A 26,445-nucleotide genomic window follows, 5' to 3' on the forward strand; every position below is an offset into this window, starting at 1 on the left:
CCGCAATGGTTTAGAGCTTAAAGCTTCCTACCAAGGTATCAAGACGTTGGGAAAGATCGCGCAGTGACTCACTCGCTTCTGCCATGGTGYTGGCAGTATCAGCGGTTTGCTGTGAGCTGTGGTTAATCTCTTCGATATTTTGGTTAATATCGTTGACCACGGTGGACTGCTCTTCAGTCGCGGTGGCCACCTGAGTGTTCATGTCCGAGATTTGTACAATCTGCTCGTTGATTGCATTGAGCGATTGTGACGCCTCATCGGAAGCATTGACCCCTTCGGCGGTCATGGTGCGGCTTTGTTCCATGGCATCTACCGCGTTGCGCGCTTCTTGCTGCAGGCGGTCAATCATAGTCTGGATTTCGTCGGTGGAGTCAGAGGTGCGACTGGCCAAGCTGCGTACTTCATCGGCGACAACTGCAAAGCCACGTCCTTGCTCGCCAGCTCGCGCTGCTTCAATCGCCGCATTCAGCGCCAGCAAGTTGGTTTGCTCAGAGATACCGCGGATCACATCCAAAATACCGCCAATCGAATCGGTGTTTTCAGCCAAGGCGCTGATCACTTTCGACATATTCTCCATGTCATCAGCCAGGCGAGCGATGGTATCTCGTGCTTGGGTCACCACACCTTGACCACTCGCTGCATCATCAGAGGCTTGGTTGGCGGCACTGGCAGCACTGGCGGCATTGCCTGCAATCTCATTAACGGTCGCCCCCATTTCATTGATGGCGGTCACCACTTGCACGGTGCGATCTCGCTGATACTCGCTTTGTGATTGGGTGGCGCCAGCTTGTGATGACACTTGCTCGGCCGCACTACGCAACTCACCACCGGTGCGGGCAACGTCTGAGACTAAACGATGGATTTTCTCCACAAAGCTATTAAAGCCAGAGGCAAGTTGACCAATCTCATCTTGGCTGTTGATATCCACGCGTTGGCGCAGATCCCCTTCACCTTCACCAATTTCACGGAACACATTGGCCACGTATTGGATCGGCTTGGTAATGGTTGCGGCAAGCCAGACGGCAACGACGATAAAAATGAGACCGACGACGACCGATACCATCAGGATCTGATTGCGCGTTTCATTGAGAGGCGCGTAAACCTCTTCGGCAGGGACATCGGCGATAACAAACCAATCCATGGAGGGCACATAACTGGATGCGAGCAGGACTTCTTCACCATTAATACGGGTGTCGAAGAGGTTAAAATCGCCTTTTTGCAGCAAGCTGCGCGCTTGCCCACCATAAATATCGCTTAAGGTTTGCTCACCCATTAGATTGGTGTCGCGGTGCAGTTGCACTAGGCCGTCAGCGTTGACCAAGAAGACAAAACCCGATTGTTCAATTTTAAATTGATTCAAAAAGCGGGTCATGTCCTCCAACGAGCGTGAAAAACCGGCTAATCCTTTACCGTTAAGCTGTTGAAAGTTGACGAACAGTTTGAGCTCGCCATTATCCTCTTGGAATACCTGGGCCATGGTGGCATTGCCACTGTCGAGGAAGTTGTAAAACCAACTGTCTTTTTCACGCGTTAACACCCGTAAAAATCCGTTCTGATTCCAATACTGCCCGGTGTTGCGGTTGGCAATGGAGGCATCATTCAAATCGTATTGCTCACGTAATACGTTGAGCTGTTTGATCACGCGGGTTTCTTCTGCAGACGTAATATCTTGGTTGATGATATCTAGCATCACCGGGTTAGAAGCCAGCTGACGTGCGGCCGATTGTAGCTGGTTTACCTCACTATCAATGGTATCTCTAAACTGGGTGAGGGTGGTGGGAAGCTCGTTTTCTAACAGGCGCTTTTCCATGATGTCGCGTGCTTGGCTTAAGCTCATATAACTGATGATGGCGGTGGARGCGATCACCGCGGAGACAAATGCCAACACGAGTTTTTGTTTGATCGTGAGTTGCTTTAGCTTCATGCCCTTCTCTCTATTGGGTCTATTAACAGACGATAGGTTAGCGTGACAAAAATGTGATGATGTTTATGGCACTAACATCTAAGTTAGCAGATATGTGTGAATGATTGGTTATATATCGACCATGAAACAATAAAATTGAAGCTTTTGCTTAGGGTTATTGATAAAAATGACACTTTACTCGCGCTTTCAACATAAAGCGGTAAAAGTGTGTCGTCGTTTGCGGGAGATAGGGCGCAAAGCAATGGTAGTCGGATCACTGCGCGATGGCGAAAAGCGGTGTAGAATCAGTGACAACCGCGATAGGCTCTGGGTAACTTATACCTAGAGGTGTGGATTAGCGTACCGCGTCACTACGACCTAAGTATTATGTTTCACAAAACGAGTAGATTTTAATTTTAGGTTAAAAATGCTATCCTCACGCAGCGGTTACGTGCTCGAACCCTCGTCTTGCTGGAAAATTTTAATAAACTTCGCCGGATAAGCGTGATACGAGTACTAACACTTTCCAAGGATGTTGGATCACACGATCTGACCGAGAAAAGAGGAAATAGTCGTGCTTGAAGCCTACCGTAAACACGTCGAAGAACGTGCCGCTCAGGGTATTGTGCCTAAACCGCTTAACGCTGAGCAAACCGCCAGTTTGATAGAACTGCTGAAAAACCCGCCCGCTGGCGAAGAAGAAACCCTCGTTTATTTACTGGAAAACCGAATCCCACCCGGTGTGGATGAAGCCGCTTATGTGAAAGCTGGCTTTCTTGCCGCCCTAGCTAAAGGCGAGGCGCAATCACCCTTGATTAGCCCCGAGCGTGCCACTGAATTACTTGGCACCATGCAAGGGGGGTATAACATCGAACCACTGATCACCTTACTTGATGATGACAAGCTTGCGCCCATTGCGGCGAAAGTGCTGTCTCATACCTTATTGATGTTCGATGCGTTTTACGACGTTGAAGACAAAATGAAAGCAGGCAATGCCTACGCTAAGCAGGTGATGGCGTCGTGGGCGAACGCTGAGTGGTACCTGGAAAAACCACAAATTCCTGAAAAAGTGACACTGACTGTGTTCAAAGTCTCGGGTGAAACCAACACCGATGACTTGTCACCCGCGCCAGATGCTTGGTCACGTCCAGATATTCCCTTACATGCTCTTGCGATGCTGAAAAACGAGCGCGAGGGTATTCAGCCGGATAAACCGGGAGAGATTGGCCCGATCGAGCAAATGAAAAAGCTGGAAGAAAAAGGTCATCCACTGGTTTATGTCGGTGATGTGGTCGGTACTGGCTCGTCTCGTAAGTCGGCAACTAACTCGGTGTTGTGGTTTATGGGGCACGATATTCCTAACGTCCCTAACAAGCGCTCAGGTGGTTTTTGTTTAGGTGGCAAAATCGCGCCTATTTTCTTTAATACCATGGAAGATGCGGGCGCTCTGCCGATTGAACTTGATGTGAGCAAGCTCAACATGGGCGATGTGATTGACCTGTATCCGGCCGACGGCAAAGTGTGCAAGCACGGCACCGATGATGTCCTATCTACCTTCCAACTAAAAACGGACATTCTGTACGATGAAGTGCGTGCGGGCGGACGTATCCCCTTGATCATTGGCCGAGGGCTGACCGATAAAGCCCGCGAAAGCTTAGGGCTTGAGCCCTCTGAGGTGTTCCGTCGCCCACGTCCGGTGGCTGATTCCACCAAAGGCTTTACCTTGGCACAAAAAATGGTGGGCAAAGCGTGTGGCGTTGAGGGCGTGCGCCCGAACACCTATTGTGAGCCAAAAATGACCACCGTGGGCTCGAAAGATACCACCGGGCCAATGACTCGCGACGAGCTGAAAGATTTGGCCTGCCTTGGCTTTACCGCTGATTTGACCATGCAGTCGTTCTGCCATACCTCGGCTTATCCAAAGCCGGTGGATGTGGAAACCCACCATACGTTGCCAGACTTTATTATGAACCGTGGTGGTGTGGCGCTGCGTCCCGGTGACGGTGTGATCCACTCATGGCTCAACCGTATGCTGCTGCCTGATACCGTAGGTACTGGTGGCGATTCACATACTCGCTTCCCCCTCGGGATCTCTTTCCCGGCAGGCTCTGGCTTGGTCGCGTTTGCCGCGGCAACTGGGGTCATGCCTTTGGATATGCCAGAGTCCGTATTGGTACGCTTTAAAGGCGAAATGCAACCCGGGGTGACGTTGCGTGACCTGGTTCATGCTATCCCTTACTTTGGCATTCAAAAAGGGCTGCTGACGGTGGAGAAATCGGGCAAGATTAACGAGTTCTCTGGCCGTATTTTGGAGATCGAAGGGGTTGAGCACCTGACGGTTGAGCAGGCGTTTGAGCTGTCAGATGCATCAGCGGAGCGTTCAGCGGCTGGTTGTACCGTTAAGTTGTCGCAAGACTCTGTGGCTGAGTATTTAGAGTCGAACATTGTGATGCTTAAGTGGATGATCTCTGAGGGCTATGGCGATCGCCGTACCATCGAGCGCCGCATTCAAGCTATGCAACAGTGGCTGGAAAACCCAAGCTTGATGGAAGCAGATAAAGATGCCGAGTATGCGCATGTGCTTGAAATCGATCTGGCTGACATCAAAGAGCCAATTCTATGCGCGCCGAATGATCCCGATGATGCGCGTAGTTTGTCAGATGTGGCAGGCGACAGTGTTGATGAAGTCTTTATCGGCAGCTGTATGACCAACATTGGTCACTTCCGCGCGGCGGGTAAACTGCTGGACAAGTTTGGAGGGAGTTTATCTACCCGTATGTGGGTGGCACCACCGACGAAGATGGACAGAGATCAGCTCACCGCCGAAGGCTACTACGGCATTTATGGCCGGGCAGGGGTGCGCATAGAAACGCCAGGATGCTCGTTGTGTATGGGTAACCAAGCGCGTGTGGCAGAAAAGTCTACCGTACTGTCGACCTCGACGCGCAACTTCCCGAACCGACTGGGTACGGGCGCCAATGTCTATCTCGCATCAGCGGAGTTGTCTGCTGTCGGCGCGATCCTTGGCCGTATTCCGACCAGAGAGGAATACCTTGAGTACGCGGAGCAAATTAATGCGACCGCTAGCGATACCTATCGCTACCTCAACTTCCATCAAATGGATGCCTACACCAAAAAAGCGGATGATGTGATTATTAAAGCCGCGGTATAAGCGTATTTTACTCGCAGGCTCACAGAAAGCGCCCCCGTTGTTAGGGGGCGCTTTTTTTGGATTTAACCTTTAGGTAACACTCATGTGTAACCAGCTAATCGGATCAAGCGTGCTATGTTTTCACCGGTGCGCATGAGATTTTTTTTGCTATTCATCAGCGCGTCGCTCAATTCACAAGGGCCCGCTTGAATGGGGAAGATTGCGGTGACACCTTGCTGATAAAGCGCTTCGCAATCGTCACCGACACTGCCAGCGAGCACGATGACGGGGACATCATCGGCATGTGCGATTCTGGCGATAGCAGCCGGCACTTTGCCGTGCTGCGTTTGCCCATCGACACGGCCTTCGCCCGTGATCACCCAATCGGCTTGCGCTAACACGTGGTGTGCATGGGTGCGTGAGAGCAATAAGTCGACACCGGGCTCAAGCTGCGCGCCAAGTAATCCGCCGAGTGTTGCACCCATCCCGCCAGCCGCGCCAGCGCCTGCAAAGTGGCAAATGGACTGTCCTAATTGCAGGTGGCAAATACTGGCAAAGCGGTGCAGGTATTGCTCCAAGTCTCGAATATCTTCTTCCCGGGCGCCTTTTTGTGGTCCAAAGACGGTCGTGGCACCATGTGGTCCACATAAGGGGTTATCGACATCGCAGGCGGCAGTGAGTTTGACCGTGTTAAGGCGAGCATCCAGTTCGTCAAGATCCAGAGTCATCAGCGCACCCAGCCCCTCTCCTGTAGGCGGTATCGGTTTGCCTGCGCCATCAAGAAGCTTGGCGCCGAGGGCGGTTAGGATCCCTGCACCGGCATCATTGGTGGCACTGCCCCCCAAGCCGATAATGATTTCGTCAATATCATGGTCAAGCGCGGCACGAATCAGTTCGCCGGTCCCTAAGCTGGTGGTATGACGAGGATGGCGTGCGTGCTGTGGCACTAAGGGAAGGCCTGAAGCACTGGCAACATCGATAACGGCCAGACGATGTTCGCGATTGATAACAAATTCGGCGGTCACCGAGCGAAAGTCAGGCCCAGTGACCTCGCAGTGATAGCGCTCGCCACCAAGCTGATCGAGAAAGCTTTGTGCAAAGCCCTCACCACCATCCGCCATTGGCAGTTGCGAGAAACGGGCGTTAGGTAAAATAGGCACCATGCCAGCCTCAATCGCCTGTGCAACATGGCGAGCACTAAGGCCTTCTTTAAATGAATCAGGTGCGATCACGATATGCATTTGCCTATCCTTTGCTGCCTACTGTTATTCCATTTAAGTATGGTTGAAGTGATATTTGGATGACAGTCCCGGCTTGGCAATTCTGGCAAAAAGCAGGACAATAGCGTGCCAAATTTGGAGGTCAGTGTGGATTACGAATTTTCTCGCAACAGTTTTGATGACAGCTACCGGATTGTTTTTTCTATGGGACATGAAGCCATAGGACGTTGGCTATTGGATGAACTCGGCACTGAGCTGGCTCAAGTGACACCCTGTCTACATACTCTGCAGCAACTTGAGTCAGAGCAGCAGTGGCGCGGGCATACGTTCACGCTTACCGCCAATCGTGATGAGGTCGTGGTGGTGGCGAATGCCATGCTGCAACCTGCCTCGGATGATGCGCAAACCACGCTCAATGAGCAGGCGCTGACCTTTTATGATGAAGAAAGTTACGCGGCGTGTGGTTACCAAGATTTTTTAGTGATGTTGGGCGCTTACCAAGACTTCATTGCCCGTTACGGTCGACGTTAAGTGCTGAGGCTCACTGAGTGAGCGATGCATGGATGAGCACGTATTCCCCTATGCGTGCTTTGAATAGATAGATCTCCCCCTCGTTTTTTCTCCTTATTCTCGTGTCGATGTTCCCCATTGGTGCAATTGCCTATCGTTCCCCTTGGCATGCGCGGTGTTGGTGAATAATTCGCACTTAAATGGTGCAAATGAACGCCCTTACATGTGTTTTTAATTTAAGTTGTTGATTTTAAATTATTTAAATCTTGGCACGGCTCTTGATGGTTGGATGATGATGCAAACACAAGGACGCAGGAGAAGGATATGAAACTGATTAGCGCCATTATCAAGCCGTTCAAGCTTGATGACGTACGTGAAGCGTTGGCGGATGCTGGCATTGACGGCATGACTGTCTCAGAAGTGAAAGGCTTTGGCCGCCAAAAAGGGCACACAGAGTTATACCGTGGTGCTGAATATCAGGTCGATTTTTTACCCAAAGTAAAATTAGAAATCGCTGTGCAGAGCGAACATGTCGACAGTGTGGTGGATGCGATCGCTCAAGCCGCACAAACCGGCAAGATCGGCGACGGGAAGATCTTCGTCTTTGATCTTCAGCAGGCGGTGCGGATCCGTACTGGCGAGATGGATCTGGAAGCAATTTAAAAACAGGGAGTAAAGACAATGGAACTGGTAAACACGGTGACTGAATTGCGCTACGCGCTCGACACTTTTTTCTTTCTTTTATCTGGTGCGTTAGTGATGTGGATGGCGGCTGGCTTTGCCATGTTAGAGGCAGGCCTAGTGCGCTCGAAAAACACCACTGAGATACTGACCAAAAATATCTGCCTCTACGCCATCGCGTGCACTATGTACCTGTTGGTGGGTTATAACATCATGTACGTGGATAACAGTGGCGGTGGCTTTGTCCCTTCTTTTGGGACCTTGATTGGTACGCAAGGGGCAGACGCGGATCACTCGCTTGAATCAGACTTCTTCTTCCAAGTGGTGTTTGTGGCAACCGCGATGTCTGTGGTGTCAGGCGCGGTAGCTGAGCGTATGAAGCTGTGGGCATTCCTGGTGTTCTCTGTCGTCTTAACCGCGGTGATTTATCCGGTTGAAGGTTACTGGACCTGGGGCGGTGGTTTTCTTTCAGAAGCAGGCTTTAGCGACTTCGCAGGCTCCGGGATTGTTCACATGGCCGGTGCCGCTGCGGCCCTAGCAGGTGTCCTGCTCTTGGGGGCGCGTAAAGGGAAATACAGCAAAAATGGCAAAATCAATCCCATCCCTGGCTCAAACCTGCCTCTGGCAACACTCGGTACCTTCATCTTATGGTTCGGCTGGTTTGGGTTTAACGGTGGCTCACAACTGATGGTCTCGGATTTTGAAAACGCTACGGCGGTCGGACAAATCTTCTTGAATACCAATGCGGCGGCGGCRGCCGGTGCGATAGCCGCCTTGCTGGTGTGTAAAACCCTTTGGGGAAAAGCCGATTTGACCATGGTGCTTAACGGTGCGTTAGCCGGCTTAGTGGCCATCACGGCGGATCCTTTATCGCCTTCACCCGTGGCAGCGCTGATTATCGGTGCGGTATCAGGTGTGATTGTCGTATTCAGTATTATCGGTCTGGACAAGGTAAAAGTGGATGATCCTGTCGGTGCTATCTCCGTGCWCGGTGTGTGTGGCTTCTTCGGCTTGATGGTTGTGCCTTTAAGTAACACCGGAGCAACCTTTGGTGCGCAGCTTCTGGGCGCGGCGGTGATTTTTGCTTGGGTGTTTGCGGCAAGTTTCCTCGTGTGGCTAGTACTGAAAAACACCATGGGGGTTCGTGTCACCGAAGAAGAGGAGATGTCAGGGATGGATCTACACGACTGTGGTATTGATGCATATCCCGAATTTGTCAGCGTAAAATAGTCAGTTACACGCAATTCGATTAGACTCTGAAACGAAACCTTACATTTTTAATGTAGGGTTTCGTTTTTTTTTGATCTTATCGATATTGAGCATCCAGTCATTCTCTGTATACTAACGAAAGTGAGATTCGTTATCATTTATCATCATATTTAAGGACTGCCACGATGAAAAAACTACTGATTGCCTCGGCTATTACCGCAAGCTTATTAGGAACCAGCGCCGCGGTCGCATCCGAAGAAGTCAATGTTTACTCGTATCGCCAACCTTTCTTGATTGAGCCTATGTTCGATGCGTTTACCGAAGAGACCGGCATTGAAGTGAATGTTAAGTTCGCTAAAAAAGGCATGGCGGAAAAGGTCAAGCAAGAAGGAGAGTACAGCCCGGCTGACGTACTGCTAACCGTTGATATCTCACGCCTTAAAGAGCTGGTAAACCAAGACGTAGTGCAGCCTGTGCAAAGCGATCTCATCGATCAAAACGTGCCTGAGCAGTTCCGTGATAGTGAAGATAAGTGGGTCGCGCTAACCACGCGTGCACGTGCGGTATACTCTTCTCGCGAGCGTGTCGGCAAACTGGGTGACGATTTTGATTATCTCGACTTGGCAAAACCAGAATGGAAAGGCAAGATTTGCACCCGTTCAGGCAAACACCCATACAATGTTTCTCTGGTGTCAGCTATCATCGAAAACCACGGTGAAGCGAAAGCCAAAGAGTGGCTTGAGGGCGTAAAAGACAATCTCGCACGTAAACCACAAGGCAATGATCGTGCACAAGTGAAAGCGATCAAAGAAGGCCTGTGTGACGTCTCACTAGGTAATAGCTATTACCTGGGCAAAATGCTGAACGACGAAGAACAAACAGCGTGGGCGGAAGCGGTTTACTTGAACTATCCAGGCCAGAATGCTTACGGTACGCACGTGAACGTGAGTGGCATGGCGATGGCGAAGTACGCACCGAACGAAGAAAACGCGCTAAAACTAATGGAATTTTTAACGTCAGACAAAGCACAGCATATGTATGCTGAGGTGAACTTCGAAGAGCCGGTGAAGCCGGGTGTTGAGCAGTCTGAGCTGGTGGCGTCTTGGGGCGACTACAAGCATGACCCAATGCCGCTTGAGGCGATTGCGGATAACTACAGCCAGTCAGTGAAATTGCTGGATGAAGTTCAGTTCGACCTGTAAGCCATTGCATAGGGGCGGCTGCCGCCCCTGTTGTCTTTCTCTGACGCCTTAATGTAGTAGGCCATGCGAGATAGATTACCCATGATAAAAACCAGCAGTTGGGGCCTAGCCCTATTGCTGGTTTTGCCGATCTTAGCGATCTTTTATACCGCGGTGGGCGATACCGGGGATATTTTTCCCCATTTGTTCGAGACCGTACTACCGACTTACACCTTGAATACCAGCTTATTAGTGGCTGGCGTGGTGGCGATTGCGATCATTCTCGGAGTACCCACCGCCTGGATGCTGGCCATGTATCAGGTACCGGGTAGCCGGCAACTGCAGTGGGCGATGGTGCTTCCGCTTGCGATGCCGGGCTATATCATCGGTTATATCTATACTGACTGGTTTGATTATGCGGGTCCATTGCAACGCGGCTTGCGGGCGCTGTTTGAATGGCAAACGGTCAATGATTACTGGTTTCCCGATATGCGTACCTTGCCAGGTGCGTGTTTTGTGCTGGCGTTAGTCTTATACCCTTATATCTACCTGCTCACCCGTGCCGCATTTATGGAGCAGAGTGTCACCTTGACCCACTCCGCGCGTTTGCTCGGTTGCTCACCGATGCAAAGCTTTCGGCGCATTTCTTTACCGTTAGCACGGCCGGCGATTGCGGTAGGTGCCTCTTTGGTGGCAATGGAGGCACTAGGCGATTTTGGTACGGTCAATTACTTTGCGGTCAGCACTCTTACGACCGCGGTCTATGATACCTGGTTGAGCTATTCGAGCTTAACCGCTGCCGCTAAAATCTCAGCGATCATGCTGGTGGCTATCTTCCTTTTGATCAGTGCGGAACGTTATGGGCGACGCAAACAAGCGCAATTTAGTCCAAGCTCGAGCAGTGATGCGATTGAGAAAATGCCCTTAACAGGCTGGCGTAAAGTGGGGGTGTTAGCCTGGTGCTGGAGTTTATTGTCACTGGCGTTTATTTTACCCCTGCTACAGCTGTTAGTTTATGCATGGCACTACTACGAAAAAAATGCGGTCAGCGAGTTTGCCACTTTTAGCTATAACAGCTTTTATACCTCCAGTTTGGCGGCTCTGATCGCGGTGGGTATTGCGTGGACCGTGAATGTGTATCGCCGCCTGCGTGGGCATGGGGTCAGTGTTGCCCCCATGCGGTTGGCGTCGATGGGCTATGCGGTGCCGGGGACGGTGCTTGCGATTGGTGTGATGTTAGTATTGACCCGCGGTGATCACTTCATTAACGATATTGCCACGCATTACGGCTGGGGACGGCCTGGCCTCCTATTATCTGGCACCATGGTGGCCTTATTGGTCGCGTTTGTCGTGCGGTTCAGTGCCGTCGCCATTGGCAGTATTGAATCAAGCATGGCCAAAATTCCTCCGTCACTGGATATGGCGGCGCGAACCATGGGATGCACCACCACAGGGGTGATTCGCCGTGTGCATTTACCCTTAATTCGGCGGGGCACGCTCATTGCGATGCTGTTGGTGTTTATTGAGTCGATGAAAGAGCTTAATGCAGCGATTCTACTACGCCCTTTTAATTTCGAAACACTGGCCACGTATGTGTACAACTTTACCTCGGATGAGCACTTGGAGTATGCCGCCTTGCCTGCCATTTTGTTGGTCGTGGTTGGCTTGGTCCCCCTTATCCTGATTAACCGGTCATTGGAGCAAAAATATCAATGAAGTGTGCGCTCGCGATAGAGAATTTGACCTGCAGTTATAACGGTACGCCTGTCCTCAAGGATTTGTCGCTGCAAGTCGCGCAGGGAGAGATTGTGTGCTTGCTCGGCGCGAGTGGCTGCGGGAAGACGACGTTGCTAAAAGCAATGGCTGGATTAATGCCATTATCGTCAGGAAAACTATCGATTGGGTGCAAACTCATGGATGATAATCAGCATTCAATCCCGCCAGAGCAACGCAATATTGGGATGATTTTTCAAGACTATGCGCTGTTCCCACACCTTACGGTGGCAGACAACGTGGGGTTTGGTCTGTCTGGATTCAGCACGGCAGCACGAAGTGAAAAAGTGACTGAAATGCTCAAGCTGGTGCGTCTGGCGGAGCTGGGTGACCGCTATCCTCATCAGCTCTCGGGCGGCCAGCAACAGCGGGTGGCGATAGCGCGCGCGCTGGCTTATGAACCCGATCTGTTATTGCTTGATGAGCCCTTTTCGAATATTGATACCCAAGTTCGTCATGATTTAATTGAGGAAATCCGACGCATTTTTAAATCCCAAGGGGTGACGGCGATCCTGGTGACGCATAGTCGAGAAGAAGCATTCGCGTTTGCCGATAAGCTGGCCGTGATGAACCAGGGACTCATTGAGCAGTATGGTGATACCACTGAGGTGTATTATCAACCTGCGAGCCGCTTCGTCGCTGATTTTCTTGGCCAGGGCTCTTATGTGCCGGTAACGGTCTCGTCGCAAGAACAAATGCAGACACCGCTCGGCCCTTGGCCTCGTCCGGTGCATTGTCATCCAGGCCCGCATTGGTGGTTACTGAGACCGCAGTTTCTTAGCATTCGTGCTGATGAGAAGGGGGAAGGGCAGGTATTGTCTCAGCAGTTTATGGGGGACAGCAGCCGTTACACCATCGATATCCACGGTCAAAAACTATCGGTGCACGCGCGCGAGCCGCTATTGGTTGGGGATAAAGTCAGTTTACATATCCGCCCTCACGAGCCCGTCCTGTTCAATGATGGGCCGAGTTTTATTGACGATTAAGACACCAGAACCAAAAAAGCCAACCGAGGGGTTGGCTTTCTACTAGGTTGAACACCTGGTTAGCTTTGTTGGCACAGTACATCAACATAGTGCTGAGCCATGGCGTTTAAAGCCGTTTTATCTGGTTGTTGGTGCGCCTGTAAAAACAGCACATAGCACACCCCAGCTAACATACTGGCAAGCTCACGCGGTTGGTAACGGTCGACCATTTCACCTTTTGCCATCCCGTTCTCGAACACGTGCTCGAACTGATCCATCGCATCTCGACTGCCTTTGACAAAGCGTGGCCAAATATCCTCGCGAATAGAGGTACTCCATTCAAACCAGACTTTCATCCAAGCTTTGTCTGCCAGTGCCGTGTCGATAATTTGCGAGGTAATGCAGTTTAGCGATGCTCGCATTGATTGATCTTGCTCGGTGCACTCATTAATGAGTTTTATGAAGTGTTTCTCGGTCTGGGCCAAGATCTCTTCCACCAAGTCTTCACGGGTTGGGAAGTAGTTAAATACGGTCGCGACAGAGACGTCTGCCATTTCGGCAATATCGGCGTGTCCGGCACGACCAATCCCGCGTTTCGCAAACACATCTAAGCCACACCCTAATAACTGCTCTTTGCGGCGCTCGGGCGATAGCCGCGTCCTTGTTCTCTCATTTGATTGAGCCATCCTAAAACCTGCCAACTTATTTTTGGTTTGTACAAATTAATTATTGTTTGTGCTAATGATTTTATTATTAGCGAGTTCGAGTTTATACCAGCCATTTATGGCCTGACAACGGCTAGAAGCCTGATCTAGGCCGTAAAACAGTAATTTTGTCTGCAAAAAAAGTCATTCATTATTAAAAACAAAGGCAGGGATTATTTTTTCTTATCAATCAGCGTGATAGCCAACTAGTGTGCAGGTGCATAAGCGGCAAAAACGCACTCACTGGGATCCGCAATCGATTTAGTGCTAGACTATGCCACCTTTGTAAGTGACCTCCCTTTTTCGGAGAGACAACCATCGGGGCAGATATGAAACACACCGTTGAAGTGATGATTTCAGAGCAGGACGTACAGGCGCGAGTCAAAGCCCTGGGCGCCGAGATCAACGAGCATTATAAAGATTCAAAAGACCTAGTATTGGTTGGATTGTTGCGAGGCTCGTTCGTTTTCATGGCCGACTTATGCCGTGCCATTGACTTGCCGCACGCGGTCGACTTTATGACCGCATCAAGTTACGGCAACAGCATGGAAAGTACGCGTGATGTGCGTATTTTGAAAGATTTAGATGATGATATTAAAGGCAAAGATGTACTCTTAGTCGAGGATATCATCGATACCGGCAATACGCTCAGCAAGGTGTGTGAAATCCTGTCTTTGCGCGAGCCAAATTCTGTACGTATTTGTACATTGTTAGACAAGCCAGAGCGCCGAGAAGTCGACGTCAAGGTTGATTGGTTGGGCTTTACGATTCCAGATGAATTTGTGGTCGGTGTGGGCATTGATTATGCGCAAAAGTATCGCCATCTGCCGTACGTCGGTAAAGTGATTCCATTGGATTAATTTTCACGGTGATTGGCAACGCTAATCATCGCGCAGAGCGACAGAGCGTCTCACGAGCAATGAAAAACCGAGCGGTCGCTCGGTTTTTTTGACCCCATGAGACAGGCGAGTGCCATCCTGCCTTGTCAGGGAGGAGTGGAAAGACTAACACTCGACCTGGTCAGACACGAGTTCACACATCGCCGATTGATAGTTGATTTCCAGTGATGCCTGACTATTGGCGGTCATCCCTAGATCCCGCAAGATCCCGTCGGTGGTGTCGTAAAACCAGCCATGGACCTTCACATCTTGGCCGCGCTCCCAGGCCGCTCGCAAAATCGTTGAATTGCCCAGATGATAAACCTGTTCGGCGACATTGATCTCACACAGCCGGTTACCACGGGCTTGTGCGGGCAGTTGGCTAAGATAGCTTTTGTGCTTGAGGTAGAGATCACGAATATGCAGTAACCAGTTGTTAATTAAACCCAGCTCAGGGTTTTCAATCGCTGCATGTACCCCGCCACAACCATAGTGGCCACAGACAATAATGTGTTTGATTTGCAGGACATCGACGGCGTACTGCACCACGGATAAACAATTGAGATCGGTATGAATCACTTGATTGGCGACATTACGATGAACAAAAAGCTCGCCCGAGTCTAAGCCAGTCAGGCGCTCTGCGGGGACGCGACTATCGGCGCAGCCAATCCATAAATATTCTGGATGTTGTTCTTTCGCCAACTCGGCAAAAAATTGTGGGTTGGTATCACGAATGTCTTTTGACCAGGCTTTATTGTTGGCGAACAACGCTTTGATTTGGGCCATATCCACTCAGTCTTTTGGCAAAGTTATCAATTGCCACTATACCGCAATGAGGGGGATTGAAATATACTGAGATCAATTTTCACATTTTTTTACACCTTTCGCGTCCAATGGATCACGCTGTTTACCTGCAACACCACTGCTCGGATAGGTTAATCCAAGAAAATTCGTATACTGTTCGCTCTATCATGATCTTAACCGCAGTAGGGGTAGTGCGTGTTTGATAAAGGACGATTTGCGCAGCTGACAGTAAAAGGGGATTTGTTTGGTGGGGTCACTACCGCGATTATCTCATTGCCATTGGCGCTAGCATTTGGTGTCGCCTCAGGCGCTGGCGCGGAAGCTGGGCTATGGGGCGCGATTCTAGTCGGGTTGTTTGCCTCGTTATTTGGTGGTTCATCAACGTTGATCTCCGAGCCCACTGGGCCGATGACAGTGATCATGACCACGGTGCTAACCGCGATGATGGCTCGCTACCCGGAAGGAGGCGTTGCTATGGCGTTTACCGTGGTGATGATGGCTGGCGCGTTCCAAGTTCTGATTGGCAGTTTAAGGCTAGGTAAATACGTTACCTTGATGCCCTACAGTGTGGTGTCAGGCTTTATGTCAGGGATTGGGGTGATCTTGATTTTGCTCCAGCTGGCGCCGTTATTGGGGCAAGCCGCACCTTCTGGCGGGGCGCTTGGCACCCTCAAAGCATTGCCTGACTTACTCGCTAATGCCGATTTTAAAGAGGTGTTCCTCGGGGGACTCACCCTTGGCATCTTGTTTTATTTCCCTGCCAAGTATCGTCGTTTTATTCCCGCACAGCTTGTCGCACTCGTCAGTATCACTTTGGTGTCGATTTTATTGTTTGATACCGACAGCATTCGTCGTATTGGGGAAATACCCACTGGCTTACCCTCGCTAGTGCTTCCGCATATCACGGCTGAGCATTTTACTGCGATGGTGATTGATGCCCTCGTACTGGGTACCTTAGGCTGTATTGATACCTTATTAACCGCGGTGATTGCTGACTCCCTGACGCGGCAAGAACACAACTCTGATCGCGAGCTGCGCGGACAGGGCGTCGCCAATATGATTGCCGGGTTACTTGGTGCGCTCCCTGGCGCGGGGGCGACTATGGGCACCGTGGTGAATGTACAAGTAGGCGCGCGTTCTCCCTTATCGGGAATGTTGCGGGCGGCGATGTTAGCCGCGGTGGTATTGGTCGCCGGTGCGCTGACCGCGCCCATCCCGATGGCAGTATTGGCGGGCATCGCCTTGTACGTCGGTTTTAATATCCTCGATTGGAGCTTTCTGCATCGTGCCCACAAGATCAGCTTACAGCAGACGGGGATCATGTATGGCGTGATGGCGCTGACGGTATTTGTCGATTTGATTGTTGCCGTTGGCTTGGGGGTATTCATTGCCAACTTATTGGTGATTGAGCGCCTCAGTCGAGAGCAAGCCAAGCAAGTGCGGGCCATCAGTGATGCCGAAGATGATGAAGTGCCGCTTGATGACGAAGAGCGTGCGCTGCTWGATGCCAGCAATGGCYAAGTGTTGTTTTTCTATCTTTCCGGGCCGATGATTTTCAGTGTCTCGAAAGCGATTGCACGCCAGCATGCGCACATCAACGAGTTCCGTGTGATGATATTGGATTTAAGCGATGTGCCCATGTTAGATATGACGGTTGGCTTGGCGTTAGAGAACGCGATTAAAGATGCGCGTGAGGCCGAGTGCACGGTGTTTTTACTGTGCCCGCACGATGAGACACGTGAGCAGCTGCAGCGCCTTCACATCGGTGATTGGGTCAGAGACGCGCATATTTTTACCACACGCAAACCAGCATTAGAGGCGGCCAACCKCTTGGTAGAAGTGATGCCATAGCGCACTGTTCAACGTCTCTTACACCTCGATACACACAAACTCGCAAACTGGCGTCATGAGCGGGTTTGTGTGCTGTCATGGCTTTTTAGAGGGATCCGCGCGTTTCCCGATTAGCCAAATCCCCCCCCCATCACGATCACTTAAATACAAGATATTTAGTGAATATTTGCCACATTTCTCATCATTTTATTCTTTTTGGTTGAAAACTGACCATGCGTTTCCCCTCCTGATTTGATCTTGTGCACATTCCTATATACTGGCGCGCGCACTGGGGGACCCCCGTGCCAGTGAGTAAAGCCGTCATGGCCGTGATACTGCATACGACTTGAAAGGATCAGCTGTTTTGAAATTCGAACGATTCAAGAACTGGACCCTGAAAGGGGACCTGTTTGGGGGCGTCACCACGGCGGTTATTTCTTTGCCCCTCTCGCTGGCGTTCGGGGTAGCGTCAGGTGCCGGTGCCGAAGCCGGCATGTGGGGGGCCATTTTAGTAGGCCTGTTTGCTGCGTTGTTTGGTGGCTCTTCAACCCTTATCTCAGAGCCGACCGGCCCGATGACAGTGATCATGACCGCGGTACTCACCACCATGGTGTCACGTTACCCCGAAGGGGGCATGGCAATGGGCTTTACGGTGGTGATGATGGCGGGCTTATTCCAAGTGATTTTAGGGACCTTGAAGCTTGGAAAATACGTCACTTTAATGCCATATAGCGTGATATCGGGCTTTATGTCCGGCATTGGCGTTATCTTGATCATTTTGCAGTTGCCGCCTTTACTGGGGCAAGGCACCCCTGACGGTGGCGTACTCGGGACCTTGCAAGCGCTGCCCGATCTCATCGCGCATACCCAACAAAGTGAGCTGCTATTAGGGCTATTGACGCTGGGGATCCTCTTTTCTTTCCCACAAAAATATCGCCGTTATATGCCGGTGCAACTCGTTGCCTTGGTGGTGGTGACTGTGTTGTCAATGTGGTGGTTTGATCTTGAGGCGATTCGCCGTATTGGTGTGATTCCCACCGGCTTGCCCACCTTGATGCTGCCACACATTGACAGTGAGGTACTCACCACCATGATGGTGGATGCGTTAGTGTTGGGGACCTTGGGGTGCATTGATACCTTGCTCTCTGCGGTCATCGCTGACTCGTTGACGCGCGAAGAGCATGATTCGGATAAAGAACTGCGCGGGCAGGGAGTGGCCAACATGGTGGCGGGATTATTTGGCGCTTTGCCGGGCGCGGGTGGCACCATGGGCACGGTGGTCAATGTGCAAGTGGGTGGACGTTCACCCTTTGCGGCCATTGTGCGCGCCCTTATTTTAGCGGCGGTGATCTTGGTCGCAGGCTTTTTGACTGAGCCCATCCCGATGGCGGTGCTGGCGGGTATCGCTATTTATGTGGGGTTCAATATCCTTGACCGCACCTTTATCCAACGTGCCCACAAAGTCAGCTTACATCAAACCGTGATCATGTATGGGGTGATGATATTGACCGTGCTGGTGGACTTAATTGTGGCAGTGGGTGTGGGCGTGTTTATTGCCAATATTATTGCCATTGAACACTTAAGCCGTGAGCAAGAAAAGCAGGTCAAAGCGATCAGTGATGCGGATGAAGATGACGTCCCCTTGAGTGAGATGGAAAGGGCTTTATTAGATAGCGCCAACGGAAAAGTGTTGTTTTTCTATCTCTCAGGCCCAATGATATTCAGTGTCTCGAAAGCGATTGCACGTCAGCACAGTAAAATTGAGGAATTCGATGTCATGATCTTAGACCTCAGTGACGTGCCCATGATTGATATGACCGTCGGCCTCGCGCTGGAAAATGCGATCAAAGATGCGGTGGATGCCAATTGCCAAGTTTTTCTGCTCTGCCCCCATCAAAAAACACGGGATCAGCTTGAGCGCTTGCATGTTAAAAATTGGCTCACCGACGATCATACTTTTGATAGCCGTTATGACGCACTCCGTGCCGCGCACCGAGTGACCGAGGTCATGCCTTAAAAGAACGGGAGCTTATGAAAGCCATCGACATCAAAGACCTGGTCAAAACCTATGGGACCAGTGTTAAGGCGCTAAAAGGGGTATCGCTCTCTGTCGAGGAGGGCGATTTTTATGCGCTATTGGGGCCAAATGGGGCGGGTAAATCCACCACCATTGGCATTTTGAGCTCACTGGTGAATAAAACCCAGGGGCAGGTGAGCATTTTTGGCTACGATCTCGATAGCCAAAAAGTGGAAGCTAAAAAACAAATCGGGCTGGTGCCACAAGAGTTTAACTTTAACCAGTTTGAGAAAGTGGAACAAATCGTGGTGAACCAAGCGGGTTACTATGGTGTGCCCCGCGACCAAGCCAAATTACGCGCGAAAAAATACCTCTCGCAGCTCGATTTATGGGATAAGCGCCATGAGCCTGCCCGTAATTTGTCGGGGGGCATGAAGCGTCGCTTAATGATTGCCCGCGCGTTGATGCATGAGCCTCGCCTGTTGATTTTGGATGAGCCAACCGCTGGCGTCGATATTGAGCTGCGTCGTTCCATGTGGGACTTTCTCACCGAGATAAACCGGCAAGGGATCACCATCATTCTTACCACCCATTACCTTGAAGAAGCCGAAACCTTGTGTCGCAACATCGGTATTATCAATCGAGGAGAGCTGGTGGAAGATACCTCCATGAAGGCCTTGCTGGCGAAGCTGGACGCAGAGACGTTTATCCTTGATTTACAGCCGGGGCATAAACTGAGCACCTTAGACGGTGTTAATTGGCAGAAAACCGATACCAATACCTTGGAAGTGGAAGTGAATAAGTCAGTCGGATTGACCCCTGTCTTTGACCAGTTGTCGCAACAAGGGGTGCAGGTGCTGTCGATGCGCAACAAGGCAAACCGCCTTGAGGAGTTATTTGTCACCTTAATTCAGCAAAATGGGGAGGAGCGTGCATGAATGCTTTGTATTGGGTGGCATTTCGCACCCTGATTCATAAAGAAGTGGCGCGCTTTACCCGTATCTGGGTGCAAACCTTGGTGCCGCCCGCGATTACCATGAGCCTCTATTTTATTATTTTCGGTAATCTGATTGGCTCGCGGATTGGCCAGATGGAAGGCTTCTCCTATATGGAGTATATCGTGCCCGGGCTTATCATGATGTCGGTGATCACCAACTCGTACTCGAATGTGGCATCGTCTTTCTTTAGTGCCAAGTTCCAACATAATATTGAGGAGTTGTTGGTCGCCCCCATTCCAAACTACGTGATCATTGCCGGCTACATTGGTGGTGGCATGTGTCGGGGGTTAGCGGTCGGCGCCTTGGTGACCATGACCTCTTTGTTCTTCGTCGACTTGCAGATAGCGCATCCGTTGATTGTGATTACCACCGTGGTGTTGACCTCGGCGGTGTTTGCACTGGGTGGACTGATTAACGCTATTTTCGCCAAAACCTTTGACGATATTAGCCTGATCCCTACCTTTATCTTGACGCCATTAACTTACCTAGGGGGGGTGTTTTATTCGCTCTCCCTGCTGCCTGAGTTTTGGCAGGGCGTGTCAAAACTGAACCCGATTGTGTACATGGTGAACGCGTTCCGGTACGGCTTTCTTGGCGTGTCAGATGTCGGCATCATGACATCGTTTGGGGTGCTGATGCTGTTCATCATCGGGCTGTATGCCCTGGCGTGGGGCTTGATTTCCAAAGGAACAGGCTTGCGTAGTTAACGACCTCGCAGTACCAATAATTCGGTTTGATACCGGATACAAAAGCCCCGGCCATCATGGCCGGGGCTTTTTATTGCTGGCTTGAACAATGACGCCTGATGGTGTGCTGACGCTTAGTTAAACAAACCTTTTAGCCACCCGACCGGGTCTGACTGACCACAGCGTTTGGCAAACTGCCCATCAATGTCCCAAATCGGTAGCGACATCTCTCCACGACAATTCAGCTGATACTGACTGCCTTGCTGGGTCACGGCGACTGTGGTGACGTTAGCCGGCCATGATAATGTCAGCGCACTGGCGCCTCGGCGACTGAGATAATCATCATAGACACGCAATGCCCCTGAAGCGCCGGTGAGCCCGGTTGATTGGTTATCGTCGCGGCCAAGCCACACCGTGGTGACTTCTTTATCATCGATACCGACAAACCAACTATCGCGGTTATCATCTGTGGTACCGGTTTTGCCCGCGAGTGCCACATTGCCATGGCGACGCGTCAAGTAGCGTCCCGTCCCTTGCTGAACGACCTGCTTCATCGCGTATAGCGTCAGCCAGCCAGCTTGCTGAGGCACGACACGCTCTGCTTTTGGCCAGTTTTGATAAAGGTTTTGTCCCTCTTTGGTGGTGACCGCGCGTAAGGCGGTTAAGGGGGCACGTTGCCCACCACTGCCGAGCGTTTGGTAGATTTGGGTAACGTCGAACGGACTCATGCTAAACGCGCCAAGAAGCAAAGACGGTACTTGAGGGATATTCTCGGTATTGGCGCCCAGTTTGCCGAAGGTCTTGATCACCTCATCTAACCCCAGCTGCATGCCGAGATTTACCGTCGGGACGTTATAAGACTTGGCAAGAGCGGTGAGTAAGGACACACGGCCTCGGTATTGGCGGYCATAGTTGCGCGGTTGCCAGCGACTGCCTTGGCTGCCTTCTAAACGAATGGGTTTATCGTCAATCTTGCTGGTGAGCTGGAAACGTTCCGGGTGGCTCAACGCGGTCAGATACACCGCCGGTTTTGACAGTGAGCCGATGGGGCGTTTGGCGTTTAATGCGCGATTAAAGCCAGCGAAACCCGGGCGTGCGCCGCCGACCATGGCACGAACTTCGCCGCTGCGGCGGTCGGCAATCACCGCTGCCGCTTCAAGCTTGTTACCTGCTCGGCCTTTAAGTGCCTTGACCTTATCGACGACTGCGCCTTCAATCGCTTGCTGTGAGACAGGGTCGAGCGTGGTAAATATACGCAGCCCTTCGCCCGCGGCATATTTATCCCCGACATTGTGGCGGATCTCTTCTTTGAGCTGATCAAAGTAGGCGGGCTGGGGACGCGATAGCGTCGGGGTGGCCTGAATATCGAGCGGACGACTGGCGGCGGCATCATAATTGGCACTGGTGAGCAGATTTTGCTCGAGCATCAAGCGTAATACCAGATCACGTCGTGTTTTGGCGCGTTCAGGATGGCGAAAGGGGTTGTAGTAGGACGGCCCTTTTACCATGCCAACTAGTAATGCGAGTTGATCGACACGTAGCTCACTGATAGGACGACCGAAATACAAGCGCGCCCCTAAAGGAAAACCGTGCACCGGCTCACCACGGCTTTGGCCGAGGTAAACCTCATTGAGGTAGGCCTCAATGATTTTGTCTTTGCTATAGCGAAAATCCAGGATCAGTGCCATGTAAGCTTCTTGTACCTTACGCCACAAGGTGCGATCACGGGTAAGGAACAAGTTCTTAGCTAACTGTTGAGTCAGCGTCGAGCCTCCTTGCACGGTGCGCCCTGCGCGAATATTGGCGACGAGTGCACGTAAAATACCGGTAGGCGAAACACCTTCGTGGTGATAGAAGTCTCTGTCTTCTGTGGTGATCAAGGCTTCAACTAAAAACTCAGGGAAACGCTCGCGTGGCAAGAATAAGCGTTGCTCACGAATGCCGGACTCCATCATGCCCAATAGCTTGGGTTCGATACGCAATAACCCCAGCGGTTGTTGGCTGCTTACCTCGGTGATTTTATCCACTTGGCCGTCAGCAAAGCTCAACATCGCATGACGTGCCGGCGCGGGCCCATCTTCAAAATCAAATGGACGACGAATGATCTCAAGCCGGGTGCTTGACGCCGAGTACTCGCCAGGGCGTTTTGGGGTGCGTACCTTCTGATAATTAAGCGCATCCAGTTGCTGGCGTAGCTGTGAGAGGGAAAAATCGCTACCAGGAGACAGGTTGATGACTCGGCCATAAACGACCCCAGGAAGCTGCCAAATCTGGCCGCTGAATCTGTCTTGGATTTTGCCATCTAGATAGATCCCTAACATGACCACGGCGGCAATCCCGACGAGGCTGCACTTTAGCCCTAAGCCTAACAGGCGTTTCCCCCAACTTGGCTTAGTCGGCGTCTTCTTGGGCTGGCGTTTGGGTGATGAACGTTTTTTATTGCTCGGGCGTGAGCGTGTTTTTTTTTCTGCCATACAATAGCTTAACTCTGATTAAAATGGCGCTTGGTTTTTCGGGTTGGCACATGGTTGGCCGGATCATCAGGCCAAAGGTGTTTAGGGTACCGCCCTTTCATTTCTTTTTGCACCTCTTTGTAACTGCCTTGCCAAAAGCCCGCCAGATCTTGGGTAATTTGTAGCGGGCGTCCAGCGGGGGAAAGTAACTCTACTTGTACCGTCACCTTGCCGTTAGCCAGGGTGGGCGTTTGGGCCTGCCCGTACATCTCTTGCATTTTCACCGCTAAGACGGGCGCACTGTCTGGCGTATAGCGCAAAGGATAACGTGAGCCCGTTGGGACGGTCATATGTGTGGGCAGCGCCGCGTTCAATTGTTGGGTGACCGCAAAGCCGAACCAAGCTTCTAACACGGGCTTGAGATCTAGCTGCTGCAGGGTTTGCCAGCGCGACATGCCGTGAATAAATGGCGCGAGCCAGGTATCGAGCGATGCCAATAAGTCGTCGTCGCTAAGTGGCGGTAGCATAATATCTAGTCCCCAGGCTTGCGCGCAGCGGGCGCGGGTGAGCAAGGACTGGCTGCTGCGTTGCCAGTTCAACGCATCAATGCCTTTTTGGCGTACGGCGTCTAATAATCCTTGCGCCTGCTGCTCAGCACTGAGTGTATTCAGTGGCTCACGATAAAGCACTAATTCGCCGAGGCGTTGCTGTTTTTCTGCTTTTAGCGTGCCGCGATGGTCGTCCCATTGTACGACCTCATGTTGACGTAATAAGTCGGGGCGCATCTGTTGTAGCGTGTCCAGTGAAAGCGCGATGGCACTGTAGGCGCGGCTGTCGTGTTGCTCGCCGGCCATCACATCACAAACCACGATTGCCTCAGCGTGACTGAGTGCGTCTTGACTATCGAGTGTCACGCCGTGACCATTGGCCATCATAAAGCGTCTCGTTTTTCCCCGTCTCAATGCGACTCTATCTGGCCAAGTGTTAGCGGCCAGCAGTGGCAACATGGCTTCATCGAGGGAGCGTTGCAATCTTATCCCAAGTGTCCGTGCCAGTGACTGGGCGCGGTCTTGATAGTCTTTGTGAGCCATGACCGATTGTAATTGGTCAACCAGCGCCAGCGATGATCTTGAGGTCATGGGCTTTTCGGCCCATGCGGCGAGCCAGCAGGCGGTGGATAACACAGAGGTGTCCTCCTTTTCAGCCCGAGCCAACATGGCGGCAGCGCGTGGGCTAGCCGCCAATTGAATGGCACGTTGCCCCAGCGCGGTGAGTCCTTGGCGCGTATCAATCAGCCCCAATTGTGTCAGCCTGATACAGGCCGCTTGCCAATGCTTGGTGGGCGGCACGTCAAGCCAATGTAAATCTTTCACATCACAGCCCCACTGGATGATATTGAGGGCAAGATCGGTTAAGTCTTCTCGTAAGATCGGCGCGGTAGGAGTGGCTGGTAAGCGTTGAAACTGCTCTTCGCTGTATAGGCGTAGGCACTGTCCTTCCTCAAGGCGACCGGCGCGACCTGCGCGTTGAATGGCGGCACTGCGTGTGATCTGCCGTGTTACTAGCTTATCGATACCCGTTTGTGCTTGATGGATAACCATCCGCTCAAGTCCCGCATCGATCACTAACCGGATCCCTTCGATGGTTAAACTGGTCTCAGCGATATTGGTTGTGAGCACTARCTTACGCCTCCCAGTAGAAGGAGGGGCGATCGCGGCGTGTTGCGCCGAGGCGTCAAGGCTACCGTGAAGACGATGCAAATCCATGTCATCAGGGAGGCGCCCTTCTAGGGCGGCATAAACCTGTCTAATCGTGCTCACACCGGGGAGAAAGAGTAGGGCCGACCCCGCGTGTTGAGCGATAAAATCAAGACTGGCGCTAGCCACTGCGCTGGCCCATTGTGAATGCCGTGACAGTGGGTGATAGTGATAATGAATCGGGTAGCTGCGCCCTTCAGTTGTCAGGGTCAGGGCGTCGGGTAAATGTTGCGCCAAGGCGTGATTATCTAAGGTCGCAGACATGACCACCAGACGCAGATCATCTCGCAAGCCAGCTTGGCAATCTAGACTCAAGGCGAGCGCGAGATCGGCATGCAGGCTGCGTTCGTGAAACTCATCGAACATGACCACACTCACGCCATCAAGCATGGGGTCGGTTTGCAGCAAACGTGTCAGCACCCCCTCAGTGACCACCTCAACACGCGTTTGAGCACTGACTTTGGTCTCTCCCCGCATGCGTAAACCGATGGTTTGGCCTATCGGCTCACCCAGATGATGGGCGAGGAAGCGGGCAATATTGCGCGCGGCGAGCCGACGGGGCTCCAGTAGCACGATTTTTCCCGGCAGTGAGGCCTGCTCAAGCAACGCAAGGGGTAAGCGCGTCGACTTACCCGCGCCCGGTGGTGCGGATAAGAGGATCTGCGGATAGGTCGCGAGCCCGTCTATCAGGTTGGGTATCACGGCATCAATGGGAAGCTGAGACAAGAATTCGCCCTTTGTGTCAGAATCAAAGTGACTATTTTAACGGACTGAGCGTAAAAGGAGAGCCCATGCGACTATTTTTCGCATTAGGTTTGGACGAGAAAACCAATCAAGCCGCTCGGGAGCAACTGGTTCGCTACCACCATCATCTTTGTGGTGAGGGGCGCGCGGTGCCCGATCAGAACTTACATCTCACCTTGGCGTTTTTGGGGGAGGTTCCTGATACCAAGCTCCCTGCGCTCCAAGCCGCGGCAAGTAACCTAGCTCTGCCTGCGTTTTCTCTCACTACCTCAGGTGTTGAAGTATGGGAGCAGCCGAAAATTGCGTGTGTAACCTTCAACCAACCCCCGTCGGTATTGTTTGACCTAGCTCATCACTTACAAACCTTACCCGTTTGGCACGCGAAAGCGGACAGTCATACGTTTACGCCGCATATTACCTTGCGTCGTGGCGTCAAGCATCAACAAGCTTTACACCTACCACCTATGCCAACACAGACATTTGCCTGTCAACGGTTTGGGTTATATGCTTCGCCTTCCTCCGCGTCAGATGAATCGATACCGCGAGATAATGAGGGGCGGGCGTTATACCAATGCCTGCATCAATTCAGCCTTTGTTAATCACCAGCAGGAACGGCAGATGCAGTTTTCCCCACCACTAGCGTCGGCAACCTTAGTACGCCGCTACAAACGTTTTTTAACCGACGTCACGCTGGCTAATGGCGAGTTGCTGACCATGCATTGTGCCAATACCGGGGCGATGACCGGTTGTGCGACGCCAGGCGATACGGTTTGGTTTTCCACCTCCGATAATAGCAAACGTAAATACCCGCATAGTTGGGAGCTTAATCATACCCAGCAGGGACACTGGATTTGTGTCAACACGGCACGTGCCAACCCCTTAGCGGTTGAGGCGGTGCAGGCAGGTAGTATTCCTGAACTAGTGGGGTATCGACAATTACAGACGGAAGTACGCTATGGCAGCGAAAACAGTCGCATAGAC

At 51.7% G+C, this 26,445-nt stretch carries 20 protein-coding genes; 14 read left to right on the top strand and 6 right to left on the bottom strand.

The features are described from left to right. Positions 1-10: 10 nt before the first annotated feature. Positions 11-1,924, bottom strand: a complete 1,914-nt coding sequence (locus BZG14_RS02285) for a methyl-accepting chemotaxis protein (RefSeq protein ID WP_077607872.1) — start codon at positions 1,922-1,924, stop codon at positions 11-13. A gap of 553 nt (positions 1,925-2,477) precedes the next feature. Between BZG14_RS02285 and acnB the strand changes: the two genes are divergently transcribed. After that, on the top strand, positions 2,478-5,075 hold the full coding sequence (gene acnB, locus BZG14_RS02290; protein WP_077607873.1) for a bifunctional aconitate hydratase 2/2-methylisocitrate dehydratase: 2,598 nt from the start codon (positions 2,478-2,480) through the stop codon (positions 5,073-5,075). 80 nt (positions 5,076-5,155) lie between these two features. Here acnB and BZG14_RS02295 read toward each other — a convergent pair whose 3' ends face one another. Further along, positions 5,156-6,295 carry a glycerate kinase gene (locus BZG14_RS02295; RefSeq protein WP_077484270.1) on the bottom strand — a complete coding sequence of 380 codons (1,140 nt, stop codon included), beginning with the start codon at positions 6,293-6,295 and terminating at the stop codon, positions 5,156-5,158. 126 nt (positions 6,296-6,421) lie between these two features. Between BZG14_RS02295 and BZG14_RS02300 the strand changes: the two genes are divergently transcribed. From BZG14_RS02300 to BZG14_RS02325, 6 genes are all read left to right on the top strand, one after another. Further along, a complete protein-coding gene (locus BZG14_RS02300) occupies positions 6,422-6,805 on the top strand; it encodes a YacL family protein (protein ID WP_158011720.1) in 384 nt (127 codons plus the stop codon). A gap of 303 nt (positions 6,806-7,108) precedes the next feature. Then, positions 7,109-7,447 carry a P-II family nitrogen regulator gene (locus BZG14_RS02305; protein WP_069363377.1) on the top strand — a complete coding sequence of 113 codons (339 nt, stop codon included), beginning with the start codon at positions 7,109-7,111 and terminating at the stop codon, positions 7,445-7,447. 18 nt (positions 7,448-7,465) lie between these two features. Further along, complete coding sequence (locus BZG14_RS02310) at positions 7,466-8,695, top strand: ammonium transporter (RefSeq protein WP_077607874.1); 1,230 nt, start codon at positions 7,466-7,468, stop codon at positions 8,693-8,695. 164 nt (positions 8,696-8,859) lie between these two features. Next, positions 8,860-9,876 carry a Fe(3+) ABC transporter substrate-binding protein gene (locus BZG14_RS02315; protein WP_069363379.1) on the top strand — a complete coding sequence of 339 codons (1,017 nt, stop codon included), beginning with the start codon at positions 8,860-8,862 and terminating at the stop codon, positions 9,874-9,876. A 63-nt stretch (positions 9,877-9,939) separates the two neighbouring features. Beyond that, a complete protein-coding gene (locus BZG14_RS02320; RefSeq protein WP_046073998.1) occupies positions 9,940-11,571 on the top strand; it encodes an ABC transporter permease in 1,632 nt (543 codons plus the stop codon). After that, positions 11,568-12,614, top strand: a complete 1,047-nt coding sequence (locus BZG14_RS02325; RefSeq protein WP_077607875.1) for an ABC transporter ATP-binding protein — start codon at positions 11,568-11,570, stop codon at positions 12,612-12,614. The genes BZG14_RS02320 and BZG14_RS02325 overlap by 4 nt, the downstream gene beginning before the upstream one ends. 59 nt (positions 12,615-12,673) lie before the next feature. Here BZG14_RS02325 and BZG14_RS02330 read toward each other — a convergent pair whose 3' ends face one another. Then, positions 12,674-13,279: a TetR/AcrR family transcriptional regulator gene (locus BZG14_RS02330; RefSeq protein ID WP_077484278.1), complete on the bottom strand. Its 606-nt coding sequence runs from the start codon at positions 13,277-13,279 to the stop codon at positions 12,674-12,676. A gap of 347 nt (positions 13,280-13,626) precedes the next feature. On the opposite strand from BZG14_RS02330, the gene hpt reads away from it, so the two are divergent. Further along, on the top strand, positions 13,627-14,157 hold the full coding sequence (hpt, locus tag BZG14_RS02335; RefSeq protein WP_077484280.1) for a hypoxanthine phosphoribosyltransferase: 531 nt from the start codon (positions 13,627-13,629) through the stop codon (positions 14,155-14,157). A gap of 144 nt (positions 14,158-14,301) precedes the next feature. Here the strand turns inward: hpt and can are convergent, their stop codons facing one another. Further along, entirely contained in the window at positions 14,302-14,961 is a 660-nt protein-coding gene (can, locus tag BZG14_RS02340) for a carbonate dehydratase (protein WP_077484282.1), read from the bottom strand. A gap of 213 nt (positions 14,962-15,174) precedes the next feature. Here can and BZG14_RS02345 point away from each other — a divergent pair, with 213 nt between their 5' ends. The 4 genes from BZG14_RS02345 (at position 15,175) to BZG14_RS02360 (ending at position 20,531) form a co-directional block, all read left to right on the top strand. Then, a complete protein-coding gene (locus tag BZG14_RS02345) occupies positions 15,175-16,830 on the top strand; it encodes a SulP family inorganic anion transporter (RefSeq protein WP_077607876.1) in 1,656 nt (551 codons plus the stop codon). A gap of 343 nt (positions 16,831-17,173) precedes the next feature. After that, the gene (locus BZG14_RS02350) at positions 17,174-18,826 is read left to right on the top strand and encodes a SulP family inorganic anion transporter (protein ID WP_077484286.1); all 1,653 of its coding nucleotides are present in this window, start codon (positions 17,174-17,176) and stop codon (positions 18,824-18,826) included. Between the two features lie 14 nt (positions 18,827-18,840). Continuing rightward, positions 18,841-19,764, top strand: a complete 924-nt coding sequence (locus BZG14_RS02355) for an ABC transporter ATP-binding protein (RefSeq protein ID WP_077484289.1) — start codon at positions 18,841-18,843, stop codon at positions 19,762-19,764. Further along, positions 19,761-20,531, top strand: a complete 771-nt coding sequence (locus BZG14_RS02360; protein WP_069363391.1) for an ABC transporter permease — start codon at positions 19,761-19,763, stop codon at positions 20,529-20,531. The genes BZG14_RS02355 and BZG14_RS02360 overlap by 4 nt, the downstream gene beginning before the upstream one ends. A gap of 113 nt (positions 20,532-20,644) precedes the next feature. Here BZG14_RS02360 and mrcB read toward each other — a convergent pair whose 3' ends face one another. Continuing rightward, positions 20,645-22,984 (bottom strand): penicillin-binding protein 1B, encoded by a 2,340-nt coding sequence (mrcB, locus tag BZG14_RS02365; protein WP_077607877.1) that lies wholly within the window; start codon positions 22,982-22,984, stop codon positions 20,645-20,647. 8 nt (positions 22,985-22,992) lie between these two features. Beyond that, positions 22,993-25,446 (bottom strand): ATP-dependent helicase HrpB, encoded by a 2,454-nt coding sequence (gene hrpB, locus BZG14_RS02370; protein WP_077607878.1) that lies wholly within the window; start codon positions 25,444-25,446, stop codon positions 22,993-22,995. Between the two features lie 65 nt (positions 25,447-25,511). Between hrpB and thpR the strand changes: the two genes are divergently transcribed. Together thpR and sfsA are read left to right on the top strand one after the other, a co-directional pair. Next, positions 25,512-26,063: an RNA 2',3'-cyclic phosphodiesterase gene (gene thpR / locus BZG14_RS02375; RefSeq protein ID WP_077484297.1), complete on the top strand. Its 552-nt coding sequence runs from the start codon at positions 25,512-25,514 to the stop codon at positions 26,061-26,063. A 19-nt stretch (positions 26,064-26,082) separates the two neighbouring features. Beyond that, positions 26,083-26,445: DNA/RNA nuclease SfsA (sfsA, locus tag BZG14_RS02380; protein WP_108743505.1), on the top strand; the 363-nt coding region annotated here is incomplete at its 3' end.

This window comes from Salinivibrio sp. IB282 (genome assembly GCF_001995685.1).
In the GTDB taxonomy this organism is placed as follows: Bacteria; Pseudomonadota; Gammaproteobacteria; order Enterobacterales; family Vibrionaceae; genus Salinivibrio; species Salinivibrio kushneri.